The sequence below is a fragment of the Sphingobacterium sp. CZ-2 genome, from assembly GCF_004526235.1.
In the GTDB taxonomy this organism is placed as follows: Bacteria; Bacteroidota; Bacteroidia; order Sphingobacteriales; family Sphingobacteriaceae; genus Sphingobacterium; species Sphingobacterium tenebrionis.
Map to the genome: position 1 here is coordinate 3,273,964 of NZ_CP038159.1, position 22,963 is coordinate 3,296,926.

16 protein-coding genes are annotated in these 22,963 nt (G+C 37.8%); 8 read left to right on the forward strand and 8 right to left on the reverse strand.

Going from position 1 to position 22,963, the window contains the following annotated elements:
* Nucleotides 1–54: 54 nt before the first annotated feature.
* Nucleotides 55–975 carry a class A beta-lactamase gene (gene bla / locus E3D81_RS14365; protein WP_134777927.1) on the forward strand — a complete coding sequence of 307 codons (921 nt, stop codon included), beginning with the start codon at nt 55–57 and terminating at the stop codon, nt 973–975.
* 365 nt (nt 976–1,340) lie between these two features.
* On the opposite strand, the gene E3D81_RS14370 is transcribed toward bla, so the two are convergent.
* From E3D81_RS14370 to E3D81_RS14390, 5 genes are all read right to left on the reverse strand, one after another.
* Nucleotides 1,341–2,840, reverse strand: coding sequence for a DUF4886 domain-containing protein (locus E3D81_RS14370; protein ID WP_134777928.1), 1,500 nt, complete (start codon nt 2,838–2,840; stop codon nt 1,341–1,343).
* 28 nt (nt 2,841–2,868) lie between these two features.
* Nucleotides 2,869–4,398, reverse strand: a complete 1,530-nt coding sequence (locus E3D81_RS14375) for a RagB/SusD family nutrient uptake outer membrane protein (RefSeq protein ID WP_099366691.1) — start codon at nt 4,396–4,398, stop codon at nt 2,869–2,871.
* A 19-nt stretch (nt 4,399–4,417) separates the two neighbouring features.
* Nucleotides 4,418–7,423 carry a SusC/RagA family TonB-linked outer membrane protein gene (locus E3D81_RS14380; protein WP_134777929.1) on the reverse strand — a complete coding sequence of 1,002 codons (3,006 nt, stop codon included), beginning with the start codon at nt 7,421–7,423 and terminating at the stop codon, nt 4,418–4,420.
* A gap of 304 nt (nt 7,424–7,727) precedes the next feature.
* Nucleotides 7,728–9,665, reverse strand: coding sequence for a hypothetical protein (locus E3D81_RS14385; RefSeq protein WP_134777930.1), 1,938 nt, complete (start codon nt 9,663–9,665; stop codon nt 7,728–7,730).
* A gap of 32 nt (nt 9,666–9,697) precedes the next feature.
* Nucleotides 9,698–9,883, reverse strand: a complete 186-nt coding sequence (locus E3D81_RS14390) for a hypothetical protein (protein ID WP_134777931.1) — start codon at nt 9,881–9,883, stop codon at nt 9,698–9,700.
* Between the two features lie 315 nt (nt 9,884–10,198).
* Between E3D81_RS14390 and E3D81_RS14395 the strand changes: the two genes are divergently transcribed.
* The gene (locus E3D81_RS14395; RefSeq protein ID WP_134777932.1) at nt 10,199–11,176 is read left to right on the forward strand and encodes an SMP-30/gluconolactonase/LRE family protein; all 978 of its coding nucleotides are present in this window, start codon (nt 10,199–10,201) and stop codon (nt 11,174–11,176) included.
* 64 nt (nt 11,177–11,240) lie between these two features.
* Nucleotides 11,241–12,515, forward strand: coding sequence for an acetylxylan esterase (locus E3D81_RS14400; RefSeq protein ID WP_134777933.1), 1,275 nt, complete (start codon nt 11,241–11,243; stop codon nt 12,513–12,515).
* Between the two features lie 5 nt (nt 12,516–12,520).
* Here the strand turns inward: E3D81_RS14400 and E3D81_RS14405 are convergent, their stop codons facing one another.
* Both E3D81_RS14405 and E3D81_RS14410 read right to left on the reverse strand, forming a co-directional pair.
* Entirely contained in the window at nt 12,521–13,078 is a 558-nt protein-coding gene (locus E3D81_RS14405) for a biliverdin-producing heme oxygenase (protein WP_134777934.1), read from the reverse strand.
* Nucleotides 13,071–15,290, reverse strand: a complete 2,220-nt coding sequence (locus E3D81_RS14410; protein WP_134777935.1) for an ATP-binding protein — start codon at nt 15,288–15,290, stop codon at nt 13,071–13,073. Before E3D81_RS14410 ends, E3D81_RS14405 begins: the two co-directional genes overlap by 8 nt.
* A 372-nt stretch (nt 15,291–15,662) precedes the next feature.
* Between E3D81_RS14410 and E3D81_RS14415 the strand changes: the two genes are divergently transcribed.
* Nucleotides 15,663–15,908 carry a helix-turn-helix domain-containing protein gene (locus E3D81_RS14415; RefSeq protein ID WP_167554322.1) on the forward strand — a complete coding sequence of 82 codons (246 nt, stop codon included), beginning with the start codon at nt 15,663–15,665 and terminating at the stop codon, nt 15,906–15,908.
* Nucleotides 15,909–15,944: 36 nt separating this feature from the next.
* Here E3D81_RS14415 and E3D81_RS14420 read toward each other — a convergent pair whose 3' ends face one another.
* A complete protein-coding gene (locus tag E3D81_RS14420) occupies nt 15,945–17,576 on the reverse strand; it encodes an ABC-F family ATP-binding cassette domain-containing protein (protein WP_134777937.1) in 1,632 nt (543 codons plus the stop codon).
* 60 nt (nt 17,577–17,636) lie between these two features.
* Here E3D81_RS14420 and E3D81_RS14425 point away from each other — a divergent pair, with 60 nt between their 5' ends.
* The 4 genes from E3D81_RS14425 (at nt 17,637) to E3D81_RS14440 (ending at nt 22,958) form a co-directional block, all read left to right on the forward strand.
* Complete coding sequence (locus tag E3D81_RS14425) at nt 17,637–18,842, forward strand: exo-beta-N-acetylmuramidase NamZ domain-containing protein (RefSeq protein WP_134777938.1); 1,206 nt, start codon at nt 17,637–17,639, stop codon at nt 18,840–18,842.
* A 130-nt stretch (nt 18,843–18,972) separates the two neighbouring features.
* Nucleotides 18,973–20,562 (forward strand): Na+/H+ antiporter, encoded by a 1,590-nt coding sequence (locus E3D81_RS14430; RefSeq protein WP_317128154.1) that lies wholly within the window; start codon nt 18,973–18,975, stop codon nt 20,560–20,562.
* A 140-nt stretch (nt 20,563–20,702) separates the two neighbouring features.
* On the forward strand, nt 20,703–21,893 hold the full coding sequence (gene nagA / locus E3D81_RS14435) for an N-acetylglucosamine-6-phosphate deacetylase (RefSeq protein WP_134777939.1): 1,191 nt from the start codon (nt 20,703–20,705) through the stop codon (nt 21,891–21,893).
* Nucleotides 21,894–21,899: 6 nt separating this feature from the next.
* Nucleotides 21,900–22,958 (forward strand): LacI family DNA-binding transcriptional regulator, encoded by a 1,059-nt coding sequence (locus tag E3D81_RS14440; protein ID WP_134777940.1) that lies wholly within the window; start codon nt 21,900–21,902, stop codon nt 22,956–22,958.
* Nucleotides 22,959–22,963 lie beyond the last annotated feature (5 nt).

Sequence of the window (22,963 nt, forward strand, 5' to 3'; positions counted from 1 at the left end):
GGGGGTAATCGTTAGTTTTGTGATATGCTATTTACCATTGAAAACTAACAATATATGTATAAATCCATTCTTTCTCTTTCTTTACTAGGACTATTAAGTATCTCCCCAGCTTTTTCTCAAAATTCTTTTATTTCCTCTCCAAATTTAGCGAAGCTACAACCTAAGATTGATAGTATTTTATCGAAATATGATGCAAAAGTAGGTGTAGCTATTCATAACCATGATCTCTCGGATAGTTTGATTGTCAATGGTGATCATCGCTATCCTTTACAGAGCGTATATAAATTTCATTTAGGGATAGTTATTTTGGATCAAGTGGATAAGGGAAAGCTGAAAATGAAAGAGCCTTTGGTCTTTAGTAAGGAAACGATGAATTCGGAGCTGTATAGCCCGATTAAGGATGCACATCCTAATGGGGTTACTTTGCCATTGGATGAGGTTTTGTTTCACACCATTGCAGAAAGTGATAATATTGGTTGTGATGCGATGTTTGACTTAGTGGGAGGGCCAAAAGTAGTGGATACTTATTTTAAAAAGCTGGGATTTAAAGATCAGAACATAGCTTATAAAGAAAGGGTGCAACAGGCAAAATGGGACATTCAATTTGAAAACTGGACCACTGTTTCTGCGGGTAATCATATCATGCATGCTTTTTACACCAATGATGATCAATTACTTTCCAAAAAATCGTATGATTTTCTTTGGGATAATATGAGAAAGACGACTACTGGACCTAAAAGGATAAAAGGTTTGCTGCCAAAAGGGACAGTCGTTGCGCATAAGACGGGTACTTCGGGAAGGAATAGGCAGGCTGGGGTGACAGCAGCGATAAATGATATTGGTGTTGTTTCGCTTCCGGATGGTAAGGTTTTTTACATTAGTGTTTATGTAACGGCTTCGAATGAAGTGGGGGAACCTAATGAAAGGGTTGTTGCGGAGGTTTCTAAGGCTGCTTATGATGCCTTTGTGGAATAAGATTTTGGAGAAAGATTGTTAGCCTGGATGAAGGCTTTTGCAGTCGAATTTCAAGTGAGTTTTAAGTGAGTTGTAAGTGCATAAAGTCACTTACAACTCACTTACACCTCACTTAGAATATGCTTTTACTGTGGTTCTATTTTGAAGCTAATAGGAGCATAAGCATTTAATAACAATACCCGTCATTGCGAGGAACGAAGCAATCTTTGAACTCTGTCATCCTGAGCATCGTCGAAGGATCTGTTCGGTTGTTAGTATTCGAACAGATGCTTCGACTTCGCTCAGCATGACAAAAAAGATTGCTTCGTCGTGCCTCCTCGCAATGACGGGTAATGTCGGGTTTAATATTTATTCATCAACCCATTCTATTCATTCATCAACCTAACAGCTGATAAATAAAAGAATCCAGTACCATTATTATTATTCTCTCCTGCGGTAACAGTAACCGTAATCTTACCATTCGCATCAGGTTTAACCCCCTTAGCTACAACAATTTTATTGGTATTACTTGAAGTATTCAAACTAACAGAAACCTCATTCGTACCTTTACTGATATACTTAGTTTCCCGATTATCAGAAACACTACCACGTGAACCAAAGAACGAAAGATTATAAGTCAAGTTTTTATCCAGCCCTGAAATTTCAAATACCGATTGCTTGATGGTCATTCCTCCAAATGCCCCTTTCGAATTTCCGAAATAAGAATATTTCGAAACATTACTAGGCATGTTCAACGGAGTTACTGTAGTTGTTGGTCCATCCGCATTCACGCCATTAAAACGTTCGGTGATGGATAATTTCATCCCTGTATAAGACCCAAGACTGTCTTTCAATCCTATTGATGTTCCAGCAAGGAATGAACTGATCTGATTCCATCTTTCTGAAGCTGCATTATTACCGAAATCCAATAATACCGCACTGGCCAAAGGACCACCCGATCCACCTTGGAAATCCGTCATGGTAGTGACTTCAAAAGGCTTTAATACCGCAAAATGAGCTGCATTTTGAGCAATACTTGCTTCAAAAGCTGATACAGCCTCCGGTTTATAAGTCATGCCTACGGAAGATTGTCCAAAAAGAGTTTCGAACCAAGTACAAGCGGCCAAATACCTCCCCAATGGAATTTTTAAATGGTAACCGTCTCTTGTCCAATCGTCACCAATAACGGAAGTACGTCCATTTTGAATGGCTGTTCCTGAAGGAACAATGATATCGATAGGCACAATATCCTTCACTTTCTGGGATACATTGACAATTGCCTCATACATTTTCATTTGATCTTTATCGTAATTTGCAAATCCTGAATGGGTAGAGGTCTTCGCATATGCCCACGTTTGATGATAGATATATTTGACGTTTTGGTTCAACACATTTTCTTTTACATAGTTAAATACCACAGGTAAGGAATTCTGAATGGTTTCCAATTGACCAGAATTTTGGCTTACCTGTTGAAAAGAAACATAATCCCAATGTTCATCCTTTAAAGCGGTCAGGATGGAAACTTTTGGATAGTTTTTCTTGGTTCCATCCAAGGAAATTTTTCTATACTCATAAGAGGAAGCATTCCTTTCCACATTGCTTTGATGCAATTCCATGGATGCTGACCCGATATACAGGTTTCCTATGATAACCTGTTTGCCACTTTCTTTCGCCAATTGGTATAAATGTTCTTCTACGGCATCTTCAGAAAAGCTGTTCCCGATAGCTAATATTCGAATGACACCATCGTTTGCCCCACCTTGGATTCCAGTAAGATCTGTAGGAGGGATGTCATTCGGATTCCCATCACGTTTACAGGAAACGACTACTGTTAAGAGGACCAAAACCGCTAAGCAGTATTTGATCTGTTGAAATATTGTGTTCATTGTAATTTACATTTAATTAGAAATGGGATTAATAACCAGGGTTTTGCGTCAAAACACCTTTACTTAAATCGATCTGTGTTAATGGAATTGGCAATAACACATCCCTTAAATTGGAAAAGTTTGTTTTTCCAGCAGCGTGTAATGCAGTTTGTGCTGTTCCCCACCTTACCAAATCAAAGAAACGATCATGTTCCATCGCTAATTCAATGCGGCGTTCATGACGAATCCTATCTCTTAACGTAGCTTGGTCTGTAGCCGTAACATCCGCCAATACCCCAGCTGCAGCACCTCGACGTGCTCTAGCACGGATTTCATTCAACGCTGTTCTCGCTTCATCCGTTTTTCCCAATTCATTGGCAGCCTCTGCATACATTAAAACAACATCAGCATAACGAAGAATACGAACATTGATCCACCAACCACCTCTACTAATGGTATTCCTTAAGCTTGGAGAACCTAAAACTTTATGGTTATATCTTGGGTTCGGAACATCAGAAGGATAAATCGGCATATTTTCACCAAACACGGTTTTGTTGGTCGTTGTGGTGGTACTTGAATAAAGTATTGTTCTTTCCTTACGAGGATCTCCAGGCTCATAAGCCGCTTCTAGAGCCTCACTTGGGGTATTCCATCCCCAACCTAAATTCCAGTTCCCAGCACCTCGAACCCCTTGAATACTGGCATATTGTATCCCATTATCCTGAGTTACAGAAGGTGAGGCGGTAGCTTGGATTTCAAACACCGATTCGGAGCTGTTTTCACCCTCTTCCGAGAAGATCTTACTGTAATCTGTATCTAGGTTATAACGCCCTGAAGTTCGCACTGCATTTGCCGCATCGTAGGCCTGTTGCCATTTCTTTTGTGTGATATAAACCTTGGCTAACATTCCATTCGCTGCACCACGGGTCACGCGACCAATGAATTGAGAGTCCCAGGTGTCCGGGAGATACTGAATGGCGAAATTCAGATCCTCTTCTATAAAGGCATAGATTTCTGCTGCAGTGCTTTGAGGTACATTGCTTTGGCTAGCTGCATCTTCAAATAAGCGGTCGATTTTAGGAACGCGTCCAAAAAACCTCACTAGATTAAAGTAGGCGTAAGCCCTTAAAAATCTAACTTCCGCTTTTCCTTGAAGTTTCAATGCCTCATCAGCAACAACAGTGGTATTACTGTCGATTTCTTTTAAAGCTGTATTACATTTGGTGATCAAGCCATAATGTCCTGTCCAAAGGGCATTAGCACGCCCAGAGTTTGTTTGCACAGGGAAATTATCCATAGCAATGACATCGGCACCACCATCAGATGCTGTACTCCCTTTGTCGGCATCATCCGAACGAATGGAGGTAGCATTTATAAAACCATCTACATGTACGCTATACGATCTTAAATCTTTATAAGCACCGAAAATATACTGATCATAAGGACTACCACCTGTAGGCCAAGGATAATTATCTTCGGTATAGGATCCCTGCGGTTGAGTATCTAAGAATTTTGAACAACTGCTAAATAGGAAAGCGGTAGTACAAAGTGTTATTGCGATTTTTATATAATTTTTCATAACATTTCACATTTAGGAATTAAAAATTCAAGTTGACCCCAAAAGTATAAGTCGATGGTACGGGGTATGAACCATTATCTAAACCACCTGCAATAATGCTGGAAATAGCAGCTTCAGGGGAATATCCCGTAACCTTACTCCAAGTTTTTAAGTTCTGCGCATTTACGAAAACCCGTGCCTTTTTGATAAAGGAATTTCCTAATAAGCGTTCTCCGAAATTATAGCCCAATTGAACGGTCCTCAATCGGAAATAATCTCCTGGTTCTAAGAAATAGGTGCTGAATTTGAAGTTGTTACCACGACTATTGTCAACGATTGGCTCCACATTACTGGTTCCTGGGCCAGTCCATGCATCCAATCGGTTGGTTTCGTAATTTAATGGTGCGAAAGTATTGGTTTTACGGATCGCAAATATTTTATTGCCCGCTACACCTGCACCTTCAATCTGAAGATCAAATCCTTTATATCCCAAAGTAAAATTGGCTCCGAAGTTATGTGGAGGGAATGGGGTACCAAGATAGGTTCTGTCATTGTCATCGATTATGCCATCACCATTGGTATCTTCAAAAATGATATCTCCAGGTAAGGAATTGTTCCAAGCTGGTCTACTTGTAATTTCATTCGCTGTTTGATAGATCCCCAATTGTTTGAATCCGTAAAAGTATCCGATAGAATGACCGGTTTCAGTTCGGTTAGCACCATTGTTTCCTAAAATCTGGAAATTTATATTATCACCAATGGAATTTACGACATTCTTGTTGTAACTGTAGTTAACATTCAGACCGTATTTCCAATCTCCAAAGGAGTTGTTCCAACCCATAGAGGCTTCAATACCACGGTTGGTGATCTTACCTAAATTTGTAAAATAGGAGCGTGTTTCATTTGGTAATGGAACTGCAGTTAGGATATCAGTAGTTGTTCTATCGTAAAGATTGATTTCAGTGCTCAATTTATTGTTGAAAGCTTTGATTTCCAAACCTAGATCCATTCCTCGAACGATTTCCCAGTGAAGGTTTGGATCGGGAATGTAGGCCGCTTGTAATGCTGTATATACATTATCGCCAAAAATGGCTGTATTACCATTGGATAGGCCAGGAAGATAAATATTATCGGCAATACCATTGGAATTTCCGATCTTACCCCAAGCAAAACGCAATTTCATGAAATTGATTTTCTCTACATCGGAGAAGAATTCTTCCTCTGATACCACCCAACCCACACCTACGGAACCGAAAGTTCCCCAACGGTTTTTAGGAGCAAATTTGGATGATCCATCCCGACGGACAGTTGCATTCAATAAGTATTTATTTTGGTAGGCATAACTAGCTCTTAAAAATCCACCAACCAAGGTGTTTTTTGCTCCACCACCAGAATAAGATCCATCTGGATTGGTCTGTTGATTAATAATGTTCAGATACCATAAATCAGGATTGTCAGGAACATTATTGGTGGTATCTCTACGAGAACCTCTTAATGAGGTATTATCATTATATACCGTTGTAAAACCAGCAACTGCACTTAACCGGTGGTCCTCGTTAAAGGTTTCCTCAAAGGTAAGGGTATGATCCTGTTGGAATCTTCTAAACTCTTCCGAAGATTGGCTAACCGCTGTTTTCTGCCTATCATCATAAAACAATTGGTTGGCTCCGCCAAATTCTCCCAAATACATGAAATTGTAGGGTAATGGGGTATATCCTCTGGAATTGTTGAAGCCTAAATCGGTATAAACGGTGGATTTCCATTTTAAGCTTTCCAATATCTTAATTTCTGCAAATAAACTACCGACAAAACGATAACCTCTGGTAAGATTTTTACCATCCAATCTATTCAACGTTGCAATTGGATTACCTACCTGCGCACGTTGAAAACTCGGCATGGCATTATAAGTGTTTTCATCAAACATCACATCTACCACCGGTGCTGCCCATAGGGCATTGGTCACAGAAACATTCGTCGGGTTCATCTTCCAGTAACTTCCGGATAGATCACCACCTACTTTAATACGTTCTGATACGGTTATTTCTTGATTTAAACGGCCAGTAAAGCGATCATAACTACCATTGCGAATAACTCCATCCTGTTTGCTATAACCCAAACTGATATGGGTAGACGATTTCTCGCCAGAATTGGAGATACTTAGGTTATTATTGCTGTTGAACGCAGTTCTTAAAATAAGATCTTGCCAGTTGGTATTGGCAGAATAATTTGTGTAATCAAAAGGAACTTCTTTATTGTTCGCTCGTTCCATATCATACAATTTCTTAAATCCCTCGGCATCCGTAACGGATATACGATCCTGCACCTGGTTAAATCCATACGACCCAGAAAAAGTTACGTTGGTTTGTCCACGTGCAGCCTTTTTCAACGTGACTGCGATTACACCATTGGCGCCTCTTAACCCATAAATGGCAATGGAAGAAGGGTCTTTCAGAACATCCATCGATTCGATGTCCTGCGGACTGATGAAGTCGATATTGTCGTGTAGCACCCCATCAACCACATATAATGGATTGGAATTGTTGGTGGAGTTTACCCCACGGATACGAACTGTAGGCGCTCCACCAGGAGTTCCGGAATTACTGATGGTCAAACCAGCCACTTTTCCTTGTAAGGAACTGATTGGATTGCTGTTTGGCATATTGGCGATTTCTTCCCCTTTAACCTGCGCAATGGAACCCGTTAGGTCCACTTTTCGCTGGGTACCATATCCAACAACCACCACCTCTTCGATGTTTTCATCTGTACTTTCCAAAAAAATGGTGATTTCGGTCTGGTTTCCTACCACGACAGATTGGGCAGTGTATCCCAAATAGGCTACTTGAAGGGTATCGGTAGGGGAGGCAGAGATAGTAAACTTTCCAATCTCATTGGTTTGGGTAGCTGAAACCTTGCCCTTTACCGATACTGTAGCTCCGGCAATGCCTGCTAAAGTACTCGCGTCTTTAACAGTACCGGTGATTGTGCCCTGAGCGTAAATGAAATTCACGCAGAACACAAAACATAGTAAAGTAAATAAATGCTTCATGTAATTTCGATTTATATTGGTGTCCAAATAGTTTGTTTAAAACTTTAACAAATATTAAGATGTATATGTTTGATTCCAAATTTATTATTTACACATTACTACATCAGGTGTATGTCAATATCTCATTGAACTATGTTTTTATTCGTAAAATAATGAAAAACAATATTTTAAATAAATAAGTTACCACACAAATCAACATCCTTAGTGTTTAATTTACACATCGATTGTTGTGTAGTAATGATGTAGTGAATAAACAAAGAAAGGCCATGAACTTCATGACCTTTCTATATGGATTTAGGATTATTTATGTTGTCGGAAAATTTCTCACGCAACGTACATTGATCGCATCTTTTACATTTAGGGTTGCTTTAATGATGTTTCCAGTAGTAGCTGTACTGTTGGAAGAATAAACTTGCGCTTTAAATTTTGGTGAGCTTCCAGAATTCGCTGTTATTTTGAGGTAGGCATAACCATTTGCCACAGCTAATTTATAATAACCTTCACCAATTTGCCTGTTCGCATTAACTTGCGGAATACTGGTTGGCTCCATAACATATTCAGGAGTAGCACCTGAGGTGTATTTTGCATATCCTTTCATTTCAAATGAAATGCGATCTGTCCAATCATCTGCTGTTCCATCCTTTATATTCACCACTACGATTAATTTACCTGGATCAGTTCCTGATGCGGAAACAAAGGTGTGGCTAATCCTTCCTGTATTTGCATATTGATTGAAGTAATTGGCAAAGGCAACTCCTTGAGCTATGGTTGGGGTTCTCCAGCGATCGTTTAATTTTGATCCGTTGGGTTGGAGACCATTACAAGGGTCTTGTGTTGTTGTGGTAGTTTCAGTCGCCAATGGATAAGGCGCATTAAAAGGATAGTATGTAGAACCAAAATTATTTACTTGTTGACCATAGCTTGGAGTAGGTGTTGTTACTCCATAAGGTTTTAAACTGCTGGCATAGGTAATAGAAGTGCCTTCATGATTTCTATGTTGCCATCTTGTAAACCCATCTAAATTGGTAAATCCTTGGGATTTGTCATAATATAGGTCACCTCTGGACCAATTTACTGCGACCGTATTGGAAGTAGCAGGAACTTTAATTCCCAAATCAAAAGGTACGACACTTAATCTGGAAGACATACCTTTTCCAATCCTAACTTTATCAGTAAACGTTTTATTATAAATCCTTGGAGGAGCTGGACGATCTAAAACTAACCAAGGTTCTACCGTATAGGTGAAATCATTGATATAATCATTTTCACCAGCAGGTATTGTGAAAATAAATCCATGGTAAGAAGTTACAGGGTAATTCAGATTATATGCATAATTGCTTAATGCATTGACATATACTGGTGTTGTTACTTTTGATTTGCTTGTAAAAGTTCCAGAAAGCAAATTAAAAACACCTTGCTCAATTACATTTGCATGCACTTGGATATAGGGTCTTGAGGCATCTTGGCTTAGAAATTTCGCAAGATCAGCTTTTGCAGCGAATCCTCCGGTCAAAACATTCATTTCAACCATCGCCATCATGTGTTTGAAGGTAATCTTTACTTTTGTTTCTGGTATTTTACCAGCTTCAACACCTGTAGTAAATGTACCGAAGGCATATAAGAAATCCTCATTCTTAACATTTAGGTTTGGATTGTTTTTATTGGCGGTAGGAATAGGTTCTAATGGAGCTGAAGAGTAGTAGGAATAGGAGAACCATTTATACGTTGTTCCTTGTTTCAGTTTGGTCGTTGTTGGGGGAGTCAGACTGCCCGCCGTTCCATCTAGTTCGTCTATAAAATTATTGTTCTGATCATAAATCATCACTCGGAATTTTACACCATTTGTTAATTGACGGCCACCAGGAATGACTTGGGCAGGAATATAATTGTCTGGATATTCAGGTGCCAAAGCTATATTTCCATTATGTTGGGTTCTTCCGCTCGTTTTGATCTTTTCATTTAAGTTCACGCGAAGTTCTTCTTTCCAAACAGAAAATTCAACATCCTCTTCTTTATATTGTTGAACATTAACCAAGTTATAAGAAAGATTAGATTTTTGGCTGCTTGATTTTTTTCCTAAAGGATCATCGCCATTTTCAGGGTTATCTATATTGGTTTCTGTATTTACATCAAAAGAAACTTTGAGGCCATCGGCACCGATGGGATCATTTACATCTTTTTGACAACTAAAAAGTGCGAAAACCATTAAAATACTGAATGGTTTTAAAGTATATTTTTTCATAAAATAATTATTATAGGTAATAAATGAGCAGCTTACCAATCCTCCGTGTGGGTAGGGTTGTCTTGTTGAGAGTCGGGATTAAAATTCCAAGGATCAACATCCGGGGAGGCTTCATTATTTGGTCCGATAAAAGTTGCTCTTGCAGAGCCGGTTGCTATGCTGTTTTCTATTGCAATTTCATAATATTGCAAGTCAGGACTTGAATACTTTTTTTTCATATAGAGAGATGCGTTAGTGTGAAATAAAAATTTTCGTTTTACATAAACGTTAAAATTTAACCGCAAGGTAATATTTATATGCGCGTATTAATAACCTAAAGTATAGTTGAAATTGATAATGTGGCTAAAATATTACAAAATAAAAGGTGTTTGTTGAAACATTTATATTTTTAATGCCAATAAATTATCAAAATGAAAATGTTTAAACAATTAATTATAGATTTATAATATTATTTGTTAAAACATATATGGAAAAACGTGTTTTACCAGATTAGGGAATTTTACCTATCTTAGGAATACTTGAAATCAACCCGAATGAAAAATATTTATTTGCTAATCAGTTTCTTCATGTTATCCTTCAATTCATCTGCACAGACTAAAATTGAAATTTTTGACCCTTCATTTTTGGAGCTTATTGATTCCACCTCACAACTTGAGTTACTTGCCGATGGTATGAAATGGGCAGAGGGACCAGTTTGGGATGGGAAAAATAATCGATTGCTGTTTAGTGATCCAGCTTTGAATACGATTTTTAGTTGGGATGAAAAAAATGGTAAAGAAGTATTTCTTCATCCCTCTGGTTTTGACGGAGATGGACACTATAGTGATGAACCTGGAACAAATGGCTTATTGATTAACAAGATTGGGAAATTGATTGCATGTGATCATGGTAATCGTCGGATTGCGGTTATTGATCTGGATAATAAAACTAAAAATTTGTTTGCTGGCAATTGGGATGGAAAGCGTTTTAACTCTCCCAATGATATCTGCGAACATCCCGCGGGATATTATTTTTTTACTGATCCACCATATGGATTACCGCATCGGGAAAAAGATTCCGTAAATAAGGAAATTCCTTTTAATGGGGTTTATTGTCTATCTGACGATGGTAGGGTAAGCCTTTTGATAGATCATCTCGATCGTCCAAATGGAATAGCACTTTCGCCTAAAGCTGAACAGCTTTTTGTAGCCTTGAGTGATGGAAATAATCCTTATATAATGCGCTATGCATTAAAAGGTAAGAGTATTCAAGGTGAAGGAACAGTATTCTTTGATTTTAAGAAGAATTTTCCAAATGAATCGATGGCTGCAGATGGTATCAAGATCAATAAGCAGGGTGATGTATTTGCAGCGGCAGGTAAAAGTATTGTGGTAATTAATAAACAAGGTAATCCTATTGGAAGGATCCATACCGGAAATCCAACGGCAAATTGTGCGTTTGGGGATGATGGTTATCTTTATATTACGGCTAAGGATAAATTGATGCGGGTTAAATTAAAGAGCCTAGATTAATCCAAGAAAGTAAATCTTATTGAAAAATTTTATATTTGAATAACAATCAAATACATCTAAACCTATGAAAACAACCCTATTAACCACCGTATTGTTATTTCTTTATGTCCTGTGCTTTGCGCAGGTAAAAATTGAAGTTGCCTGCAACCATCCAGATTGGAATTATCTACTGAATGAAGAAGTTACCTTTAGTTATAAGATAACAGGAGCTGAAGACCTTAAAGGACCATTGGAAATCAACTATCAAATTGGGGAAGAGAAAATGCCACCTTTAAAAATTGGAGAAATCAAAGATTTTGAAGGAACTATAAAAGGAGGAACAATGACAAAACCAGGATTCTTACGTTGTACGATTCTTGGAACCGGGGCGGGTAAAACAATAAAAGGGATGGCGACTGCGGCTTTTGAAGCACAAAAAATTCAGCCTACAGTTAAACTACCTGCTGATTTTGAATCTTTTTGGACCAATGCGATCACTGATGCCCGGAAGATACCTTTAGATCCAATAATGACAGAGATACCTGAGCAATCTAACGAAAAAATCAAGGTTTATGCCATTAATTTTCAGAATAATATGAAGGTTGGACGCTTATATGGCGTACTTACTGTACCTAATAAGGAGGGGAAGTTTCCCGCGGTTTTATTAGTTCCTGGAGCTGGTATTAGACCATATAATGCAAATAAGGATTTTGAAAATGAAGATATTATAACCTTAAACATGGGTATTCATGGTATCCCAGTTGATTTACCCAAGGAACTATACAGCAGTTTGGCTAAAGCCTCGCTTTTTGAATACCCTTTCATGAATTTAAATAGTAAAGATCATTACTATTATAAAAGAGTGTATGTTGGCTGTGTTAAGGCAGTTGATTTTATCTTTGGATTGGATAAATTCAACGGTCAGGATGTGGCTGTAAGCGGAGGTAGTCAAGGAGGAGCACTTGCCATAGTTACGGCTGCACTCGATCCTAGAATTAAATATTTGAGAAGTAATTATCCAGCTTTATGCGACTTGACAGGATATTTACACCAAAGGGCAGGAGGCTGGCCTCATATCCTAAATCAGCAAAATGCCCCACGTTATCAAGCTGAAAAATATATCGAAAATCTCGCATATTATGATGTGGTTAATTTCGCGAGATTCGTAAAGGTTCCTGGTTTCTATACTTGGGGATATAATGATGAAACTTGTCCACCGACTTCCTATTATTCCGCTTTCAATATGATCACTGCTCCAAAGGAATTATTGGTGAAAAAAGAAACCGGTCATAATACCCTGCCAGAACAGCATCAGGCACAGGTCAAATGGTTAGCCGAAAGGTTGAACAAGAAGAACTAATGAATTTAAGAGGTCTTTAATTGGTTTTCAAAACTAAGAAAGACCTCTTTTACCAATTGGATCAATTCCTGTTTTTCGTTCTCTTGAATAGGAAGTTCATTCAAATGCCTTCTGAAATCCTGCCAATTTTCCATACCTTTTTCTCCATCTCCCATAAAAAATGATAAAGACTGATCAATCCCTCTTTTTTCAAGCATTTTTGCAATATAGGGACCACCCAAAGCAGATCCTTCTAATACATATATAGCGCTTAATGCCTCTTTTAAAGAGGAAATGTCTGGATGTTTTAAGGGACTTATTGCTGGAGCTTCCGACCCCATACTCATTAAATCATCGATAATTTTACGGGACCTTTGGTAGTTGGGTTTGTGGGGATAATTTCCTTCCTCCAAATATGGAAGACTAGCGTCTTCTATGGATTTGTAAAAACGGTAAAAATCCAATAAAAGCATTTTATATGCATCCAGATTATTTACATTTTTTATCCGTTGTATGACGGTTTTCTCCACTTGTTGATGGATAGCAAGGGTTTCTTTTTTAAGAATATCGGCAAAATTATTCATGGAATGTTTTATCAATCGTATAATCAGGGAAAAATATTACTATTTCGGTTCCTACTCCTAAGTTACTTTCAATGGAAATTTTTAGGTTCAGTTTATCGACTATCCTTTTTACAATGGCCATTCCGACTCCCGATCCTTCAAAGCCAGCAGAATTGGACATGCGTTTAAAAATTTCATACACTGTTTCCAACTCGCTTTTCTTGATACCGATTCCATTGTCTATTACTTTATAGTTCACTCCATTGTCTAATTGCTCGGATGAAATGGAAACTGTTGGGTTTTTGCTCTTGGAAGAATATTTAATGGCATTACCTATGATATTGACAAATAACTGGTAAACCAGCGTCTTTTCTCCATAAACAGGCAATAATTCGCCAAAAGACACATTTAACCCCCCAGAGCTATACCGCTCTCTGGCAATTTCTACAATTTCTTTAATGAATTTATCGGTACTAATTAATACAGGTTGATAATCAAATACACTGGCTTTTGAAAAGCTGTGGATCTTATCGAGCATATTAACGATATTATTAACGCCATCCAAGATATTCTGTGTCATTTTTTTCTTTAAACCGTCTGGTACGGAATCTCTAACACTCAAGAATTCTCCCGAAAGCTTAATGGCAGTAAGCGGATTTTTCAAATCATGGCTAATGGTATAGGCATAGGTATCCAACGCATTATTCATCTCTATCAACTGCTCATTGAGGGCAGCAATTCGTGAAGCCTTCTTTAACATTCCCTGTTGAAGTACGTCCTTGATTCGTTGAAGAAACAGCACTTCTCTTTGGGTCCATTTTATGGCTGATCCTTTCACTTCCTCCATATACAATTGAAAAGAAGTTCGTGGAGAAGGCTTTAACACCTGGTCGGCTTCATCCAATACAAAATCCTTTTCCGGTTTTCCTGCCCATTTTTTTATCACTGGTGTTTCCTTTCGGAACCAGATCAATGTAAACCCTAATGGGCCTTCAATTGGCAGAAAGGCTATTCCTGGAAAATCTTCAAAAAACAGACTGGAATCCATATTGGAATATTTATCATGAAGATTGCTCAAATAAATATCCTTAAGTTCCGATTTCACAGAAGAGATAAAATTAGAGATCGATGATTTCCCAGGTGTTTCTCCAAAGGTCATTATTTCGTCCCCTTGAATAATAGCTATTCCATCACTGATCATAGCTTCCATCAGTTGGGGCATGATCGGTTCTAAGTCTCTAAAAACATTGTTTTTTAAATAAATAGCCTCTTTTATCTGACTTTCTAATTTCTGAGATTCACCCAGATAGGTGAGTTTTTCCTCATGCTCTAGATATTGAAACCTCGACGCTGCATAATGGGTTAGGGTGAAAGCTAGATTCCTTCGTTGAAGGTCTACATGTAATGGCATTTCGTTTTGACAACATACCAATCCCCAGAGCTTTCCTTTTACGATGATTGAAATACTTAGACTTGATCGAAATCCACCATTTCTTAAATATTGAAGATGGATAGGGGAAAGGGACCTGATCCCAACCCTTTGCAAATCGATTTCTTCACCAATACTGATCATATGATTAGGCGCTACATCCGTGTCTACAATAAAACGAATGTGGTTTTTGCTATATAACGCTCTTGCTTGCTGGGGGATATCGAATTCTGGATAATGAAAACCTAAGAAAGATGATAATGACTGATCCTTCAGATGCTCGGCAACCACAATGCCGCTGCTATCCTCTAAAAATTGATAGATCATCACTCTATCAAAGCCCATTAATTCTCCTAAAATATCACTGAGATCTTGCCAAAGGGAATCCTGGGATTGTGAAATCTTTTGAAGGTAGGAATTAAAAGATAAATTGAGATTTCCTTGTTTATTATGCTTAACCTCAAATTCCAAGTAAAGTAACCCATTGGTCCAGTACATGGATAAGTAAAACTCTTGATCCTCCACGACGAATTCTTGGGAGAAACGATGAGGATTCTCAGCTTGGTTCTGCTCAGAAAGTTCATCAAAAGCATGTTGGATTTTTTCAAATGGAAGGCGAAGAATTTCCTGGATGTTTTTATCTAGCCAATCCTCCTCATGAAAAACCTTATTTAAAGGCTCAATAACTTGACTATGGGTTTTGACTTTCAAATCCTTGTCGAGGATTATCAATATCCCGTAAGGTTGTATCAGTCCTAAAAGATGAATCTGTTCATCTTCACATTTATTAGAAATTTTATTCATTGAAATCAAGCTATTTTAAGATATAATTACTGGAAAAATGGATCTAAATCCATGAATTTTTATTATGGAATTAGATTTTTTTGTTAATGTGAAGTAATTATAATTTGTGATGCAATTTACCTAATTAAATATAGAAAACAGCTTAATAATTGTTTTATTTTATTTCTTCCATTACAACGCTGTTTAAATGATTTTATATAGAATTATTTAATATTTTAATAATGCAAATATAAATTAGTGTGCCTTGCAATTCGCTGATTAAAAAACCAATTTTAGGTTGAATTATTTTAAAATCAAATTGTTATGCTCCATAATGATCTTTTGAAGCTCCGAAGATTACTTGAGGATATATTAAAAGTCCTACTTAGAACCATGAGTCTCTATGAAAATCGCTTAATTTCCTCCGAAGTGCAGCAGGTAAACCCAGAAATCTCACAGCCTATGCAAGTAGAATTATTGGGTACCCAGGAAGTTCTGAAACTGTTAAATATCAGTGAGAGCACTTATTATCGATTGGTAAAGAACGGTTCCCTTATCCCTACTAAAATTGGAAGCCGCCATTATTATAGGAAGAATGATTTGGATGCCATATTTGAGTTATTCCGCAGAAAAAAATGAGTACAAAAAAAAAGAGTGCATTTGCACTCTTTTTTCTTATTTCTCGATTTCTTTCAAGCTGGACATTTTTTTGTATTCCAAAAATCCTTTAATGTCTTCGAAATGTTCCCTAACACGTTTATTTCCAAATTCAAATACTTTTTTTGCCAAACCATCCAAGAAATCACGATCATGGGAAACTAGAATCAAGGTGCCATCAAAATCCTGAAGAGCATCCTTGATGATATCCTTGGTTTTCATATCCAAATGATTGGTAGGCTCATCCAGAATCAACACATTAACAGGTTCCAACAATAATTTGATCATAGCTAAACGGGTCTTTTCTCCTCCTGATAGTACCTTTACCTTTTTGGTGGTATCATCTCCGCTGAACATAAAAGCACCCAGTAGGTCCTTTATTTTTACCCTTACATCACCAACTGCAATCTGATCAATCGTTTCGAATACGGTCAGCTCTTCATCCAGTAAGGAGGCCTGATTTTGGGCGAAATAACCAATTTTTGCATTATGGCCAACTTTTAAACTCCCTTCAAAATCAATTTCTCCCATGATTGCTTTAATCATGGTTGATTTTCCTTCTCCATTTTTACCTACAAAAGCTACTTTTTCACCTCTTTCGATCACCAAATTTGCTTTTTCAAAAACTAAATGATCACCATAGGATTTCGTTAGGTCTTCTACCATTACAGGATAAGTTCCTGATCTTGGGGAAGGAGGGAATTTCAATCGCAATGCGGAAGTGTCGACCTCATCAATTTGTATGATCTCCAGTTTTTCCAGCATTTTCACGCGTGATTGAACCTGTAAGGTTTTAGAGTAAGTACCTTTAAAGCGGTCTATGAATTCTTGATTATCGGCTATAAATCGCTGCTGCTCTTCATACGCTTTGATCTGGTGTTGCCTACGCTCTTTACGTAACTCAAGGTAATGGCTGTATTTAGCCTTATAATCGTAGATTTTACCCATAGTTACCTCGATTGTTCTATTGGTGATATTATCAACAAAAGCACGGTCGTGGGAAATCACCATAACTGCTTTAGCCTGTGTTACCAGAAAATCTTCGAGCCATTGGATACTTTCGATATCCATATGGTTGGTAGGCTCATCGAGTAGGATAAGGTCTGGTTTCTTTAGGAGTATTTTTGCCAGTTCGATACGCATTCTCCATCCTCCAGAAAATTCAGAAGTTTGACGGTTGAAATCCGATCTTTCAAATCCAAGGCCTTTTAATACCTTTTCAATTTCAGCATCATAATTCGTTTCCTCCAAGGAATAGAATTTTTCACTCAATTCGGAAACCCGCTCGATCAATTTCATGTAATCGTCCGATTCATAGTCCGTCCGTACATTCAATTGTTCGTTAAGTTCAATTAATTCCTTCTCCATGCTGTTCTGTTCATCAAAAGCTTTAGCTGTTTCTTCAAAAACAGTTAAGCCGTCCTGAGTCAGTAAATGTTGCGGAAGGTAAGCAATAACAGCATCTTTGGGTCCTGTGACATTTCCTGTTGTAGGTTTTCCGACTCCAGCAATAATTTTTAATAAAGTAGATTTTCCAGCGCCATTTTTACCCATTAAGGCAATTTTATCATTTTCATTGATAGAGAATGAAACGTCTGAAAATAAAGTGGTTCCTCCAAAGGAAACGGATATATTATTTACATTAATCACTTGTAGGCAATTTTAATAAGTTGCAAAGATAATGTAACTTTATTAACCTAATAAATTATCATGAAAATAAACCTATTCATTTTTTCCATTCTCTTTTTGAGTTCAGGCTTTGTATTTGGCCAATTAAAATACGCAAATGACAAGATCAAAACTGGCGCTGACCAAACAGAACTTTATATTCCTCAATTAAAAGGTAAAAGGGTTGCTCTGATTGCCAATCAAACGAGCATTATTGGTAAGTCCCATTTATTGGATAGCCTTGTTAAAAGAGGGATAAATGTGGTAAAAGTATTTGGCCCGGAACACGGTTTTAGAGGGAATGCCAGTAATGGTACCGAGGTTGGGGATGAAGTTGATAAGGGAACTGGGGTAAAGATCATTTCTTTATATGGCGCCAAAAAGAAACCATCTAAGGAAGATTTAGCTGATGTGGATGTCTTGATCTATGATATTCAGGACGTAGGATGTAGGTTTTATACCAATATTAATATTTTGAGGGATGTGATGGAATCTGCAGCACAATATGGAAAGGAAATGCTGATTCTTGATCGTCCAAATCCTAATGCCTATTTTGTTGATGGCCCCATTCTGGACATGAAAAACAAATCGGGAATAGGCCAATTTCCTATTCCAATTGTCCATGGATTAACAGTTGCGGAGTTTGCCCAGATGGCAAATGGGGAAGGTTGGCTGGAAAACAACTTGAAGGTAAAATTAAGGGTCATTAAAAATGCAAACTACAAACATGATATGTTGTATAAACTGCCTATCTATCCATCTCCGAATCTAAATACCCCAGAAAGTATCTTATTATATCCTAGCACCTGTCTTTTTGAAGGGGTTTCACTCAATCATGGTCGGGGAACAGATTATGCTTTTACGGTAGTGGGCGGACCAATGTATAAAGGGATTTATAACTTCAATTATACACCGGTTTCTATGCCTGGTCGAGCGGAAGACCCCTTGTACCAAGATCAAGTTTGTTATGGCTTGGACCTACGCCAAACAGACCTGGAAGAATTGGTGAAATCGAAAAAAATTAACTTGAAATGGATGATGGAACTCTATGCAAAACATCCCAACAAGGCACGATTCTTCGACCGATCCATTCATCGTCAAATTGGAAATATCGATTATTTGGCTGGTGTATCTGAATTTAAGGAGCAGATTAAAGCAGGTTTATCTGAAGAAGAGATTAGAAAGAGCTGGGAACCTGGGCTTTCCGCTTACAAGAAAATGCGTAAGAAATATCTTTTGTACAAATAAAGAAATATAGCTTTTACTAATAAAGAGCTACAAAAAATAAATAGCATGAAATATTAAGTGTTTTTTTTTGAAAGTAGAAGTATGGTGAATTTAATTTTTCCATACTTTTATTTTTTAATCACACGTTTTTATGATGCATAGCATGCTCCCAATGGTATTGGTCATGGTATTATTGATTGTAATACTGACTATTTGGGCTAACAAATTGAAGATCGCCTATCCGATATTATTGGTGGTCGCCGGACTTTTGACCTATTTTATCCCAGGTCTTCCAGTTATCAAAATCGATCCCGACCTCATATTTTTCATCTTTCTACCACCCTTATTATTTGAGGCTGCATGGACAATCTCTTTTAAGGAAATGAAAAAATGGTGGCGGATTATTGGAAGTTTCGCTTTTCTGGTGGTTTTCTTTTCTGCCTTGTTGGTGGCATTGGTTTCCAATCAGATGATCCCGGGATTCTCCATTGCCTTAGGATTTGTGCTAGGAGGGATAGTATCACCTCCAGATGCTGTAAGCACTGGGGCAATTACCAAATTTGTGAAAATACCTAAATCCACGTCGACAATTCTAGAAGGAGAAAGCTTATTGAATGACGCTTCCTCCTTAATCATCTTTCGATTTGCTTTGGTTGCCGTTGGAACCGGCCAATTTATTATACAAGAAGCGGCTGTTGACTTCCTATGGATGTTGTTTGGTGGTGTAGGGATAGGTATTCTGATCGCTTTGGTTTTTATGTGGATCCATAAATATTTCTCCACAGATGCCCCTTCTGATATTGCGCTGACTTTAATAGAACCTTATTTCATGTATTGGGTGGCAGAGCAATTCCATTGTTCCGGCGTGTTAGCTGTTGTTTCTGGGGGGTTATTTTTGTCTGCTAGACGGATGAGCTACTTAGCAAGTACAAGTAGGGTTAAAGGATATTCTGTATGGGAGAGTTTTACATTTATCTTGAACGGAATGGTGTTCTTGCTGATCGGATTAGAACTTCCGGAAATCGTTGCAGCTATTAAGTCTCATGGAATTCCTATTGGTACAGCTATGGGCTATGGGGTGATCGTTACTGTGGTGCTGATCCTTGCCAGAATTTTGAGCTCGTATGCTGCTATGTTTGCCACAGTTATTTTTAGACCAGCGGTTGCACACCAGAACCAATTCAGTAGAAGGCGCTGGTATTTGCCTATCATGTTAGGATGGACCGGTATGCGTGGGGTGGTATCCTTGGCAGCAGCCTTAGCCATCCCCTTAACATTGCCTTCGGGTGAACCTTTTCCCTATAGAAACCTCATCTTGTTCATTACCTTCGTGGTGATATTATTGACCCTTGTGGTACAAGGGCTTACCCTGCCTTATTTTATTAAAAGATTTAAAATATTTGAGGGACTTGAAGATGAGGAGCAGATAGCGCAAAATACCCGGTTGAAAATGAAAGTTGGTCTGAGAAAGCATGTCTACCAACATGTTAAATCCAAATATGAAACCGAATATGCAGGCCATGCGGGTATGGAAAAGATATTGAAGCACTGGGAGGATCAGTCCAAAGTACAAGAAACCAATTGGATGGATGACATCAGTAAAAACATGCTGTTTGAGATTTTTCAAGTGCAACGAGAATACCTCGCAGAATTAAATAAAAGTGAAGAGTTTGATGAAGAGTTGATCAGGCATCAGATCTATCAAATCGATCTGGAAGAGGAAAGGTTGAAAGCTGTTTAGGATTATAATTTAACGATTTTTTAATAAACAATTTTAAAGCTTTTCCTCAAATAAGCATAAATTACCTTGCATTTAAAAGCATGGAATATTATATTTGTTATCGTTAACAGGATTAACAATAACCCAATATAAACTATTCCATGTCAAAAACCTATTTCTACAATGGAGCAATAATTCTATCTGATTCCCAAATTTCTAATGGTTATGTATTGGTTGATGGAACTAAGATTTTAGATTTTGGTCATGGTGAAATAGCAGTTGAATCAGATACCGTCAAGATAAATTTGAATGGGAGATACCTTTCTCCGGGCTTTATCGATCTTCATGTACATGGTGGAGGTGGTTTCGATTTTATGGACGCAACATTAGAGGCGTTCTTAGGCATCGCAAATACTCATGTTCAATTTGGTACTACAGCCATGTGTCCAACCAGCCTTACTGCAGAATTATCTGGTATTTATGCAGTGTTGGACTGTTACGAAGAAGCATTAAAAATGAATGATACAGGAGCAGCATTTCTTGGGATACACCTAGAAGGACCATATCTAGCTTTAAGTCAAAGAGGAGCCCAAGACCCTATATATATCCGTGACCCGGAACCATCAGAATATATGGGTATTCTTTCATATTCTCCCCATATCATCCGTTGGAGTGCAGCACCCGAACTCCCCGGAGCATTAAAATTTGCAGATTATTTAACAGAAAATGGTGTTTTGCCTTCTCTTGCTCATACCGATGCGATTTATGAAGAGGTCCTCGAAGGATTTAACCATGGATTCTCATTAGCTACCCATTTTTATTCTGCGATGTCCGGAATAACCCGAAAAAATGCGCAACGTTTCGCCGGTACCATAGAAGCGGGATATCTAATCGATGACATGGATGTGGAAATCATTGGAGATGGAATCCATGTTCCACCACCATTATTAAAACTTATTTATAAGATAAAAGGCCCAGACAGGATCGCCTTGGTAACTGACGCAATGCGTGCAGCAGCTATGCCAGAGGGACAAAGTATACTAGGTCGGGCATCAGATGGATTACCTGTGATCGTGGAGGATGGTGTAGCAAAATTAATGGACAGATCAGCGTTTGCAGGAAGTGTGGCAACAGCCGATCAATTGATCAGAAATTATGTGCGATTGGGAGAGGTACCTTTAGTAGAAGCCATTAAAATGATGTCTCAAACACCAGCACGTATATTGAATATAAATCATCGTAAAGGAAAAATTGAAAAAGGCTATGATGCTGATCTGGTAATTCTAAATGAGGATTTGTTCGCAGAATTGACCATGGTTATGGGGGATATCAAATTTCAAAAATATAGTTAAGCAGGCATGAGTGAAAAGAAAAATTTACAAGGAGTAAAGGAGATTGCTAAACTTGCCAATGTTTCCATTGGAACAGTAGATCGGGTATTGCATAATAGACCTGGAGTTGCCAAAGCGACAAAGGAGCGTGTTCTTGCCATTCTGAATGAACATAATTATTCACCTAATCTGATCGGAAGAGCCCTTTCAAAACGTAAATTGATCACTTTGGCAGTTATGGTTCCTAAAAGTTCAGAAGAATCGGCTTTTTGGGATGCTCCTTTGAAAGGCATTCAACGTGCGGTCTCTGAATTAGAAATTTACCAAGTTAAATTGGAGTTATTTTTATTTGATCAGAATGACCGTTTGAGTTTTATAGAAAAAATTGAAGAGCTTAAAAAAGCAAAAGTAGATGGTTTAGTCTTGGCTCCAACTTTCCTAAAAGAATCGAAACAAGTATGTCTATACTGTGACGAAGAAAATATTCCCTATAATTTTATAAATTCCAATCTCGAAGGATGTAATAATCTAGCATATTATGGGCCAAATCTATTTCAGAGTGGAACACTAGCGGCTAGGTTAATTAGTTTATTAAATAAGCCAAATGAGGAGTTTTTAATAGTCCATGTTTCCAAAGAACTAGAAGAAGATCATCATATTCTTATTAAAGAAGAAGGAGTAAGATCATTTTTCAAGGAACATAATATTGAACAAAATATGAAGCATCTAATTATATTAGGTACAGACTACAGCTATGTATCCAATAAATTAGAAACATACCTAAAATCATCTAACCCTAAAAGCATATTGGTTAGTAATTCACGAGTATCTACTATTGCAAGGTTTTTTGAGGAAAAGCAAATTTCAGGAATTAGATTAATTGGATTTGATTTTCTGCCAGAGAATGTGGAATACCTTCAGAAATCCACTATAGATTTTCTGATCTGTCATAAACCTCTCGAACAAGGCTATCAATCGATCATGTCTCTATTTGCTCAAGTTAATACCCAGAAAACACCACCTAAAATCAATTATTCTCCTCTGGATGTAATCTGCAAGGAAAATTACCACTATTACCAAAACTAAATCTT

Excerpts from the sequence above, each read along its gene's own strand:
- bla (WP_134777927.1), top strand. The coding sequence starts at position 55 with ATGTATAAATCCATTCTTTCTCTTTCTTTACTAGGACTATTAAGTATC.
- E3D81_RS14370 (WP_134777928.1), bottom strand. The coding sequence starts at position 2,840 with ATGAACACAATATTTCAACAGATCAAATACTGCTTAGCGGTTTTGGTC.
- E3D81_RS14375 (WP_099366691.1), bottom strand. The coding sequence starts at position 4,398 with ATGAAAAATTATATAAAAATCGCAATAACACTTTGTACTACCGCTTTC.
- E3D81_RS14380 (WP_134777929.1), bottom strand. The coding sequence starts at position 7,423 with ATGAAGCATTTATTTACTTTACTATGTTTTGTGTTCTGCGTGAATTTC.
- E3D81_RS14385 (WP_134777930.1), bottom strand. The coding sequence starts at position 9,665 with ATGAAAAAATATACTTTAAAACCATTCAGTATTTTAATGGTTTTCGCA.
- E3D81_RS14390 (WP_134777931.1), bottom strand. The coding sequence starts at position 9,883 with ATGAAAAAAAAGTATTCAAGTCCTGACTTGCAATATTATGAAATTGCA.
- E3D81_RS14395 (WP_134777932.1), top strand. The coding sequence starts at position 10,199 with ATGAAAAATATTTATTTGCTAATCAGTTTCTTCATGTTATCCTTCAAT.
- E3D81_RS14400 (WP_134777933.1), top strand. The coding sequence starts at position 11,241 with ATGAAAACAACCCTATTAACCACCGTATTGTTATTTCTTTATGTCCTG.
- E3D81_RS14405 (WP_134777934.1), bottom strand. The coding sequence starts at position 13,078 with ATGAATAATTTTGCCGATATTCTTAAAAAAGAAACCCTTGCTATCCAT.
- E3D81_RS14410 (WP_134777935.1), bottom strand. The coding sequence starts at position 15,290 with ATGAATAAAATTTCTAATAAATGTGAAGATGAACAGATTCATCTTTTA.
- E3D81_RS14415 (WP_167554322.1), top strand. The coding sequence starts at position 15,663 with ATGAGTCTCTATGAAAATCGCTTAATTTCCTCCGAAGTGCAGCAGGTA.
- E3D81_RS14425 (WP_134777938.1), top strand. The coding sequence starts at position 17,637 with ATGAAAATAAACCTATTCATTTTTTCCATTCTCTTTTTGAGTTCAGGC.
- E3D81_RS14430 (WP_317128154.1), top strand. The coding sequence starts at position 18,973 with ATGATGCATAGCATGCTCCCAATGGTATTGGTCATGGTATTATTGATT.
- nagA (WP_134777939.1), top strand. The coding sequence starts at position 20,703 with ATGTCAAAAACCTATTTCTACAATGGAGCAATAATTCTATCTGATTCC.
- E3D81_RS14440 (WP_134777940.1), top strand. The coding sequence starts at position 21,900 with ATGAGTGAAAAGAAAAATTTACAAGGAGTAAAGGAGATTGCTAAACTT.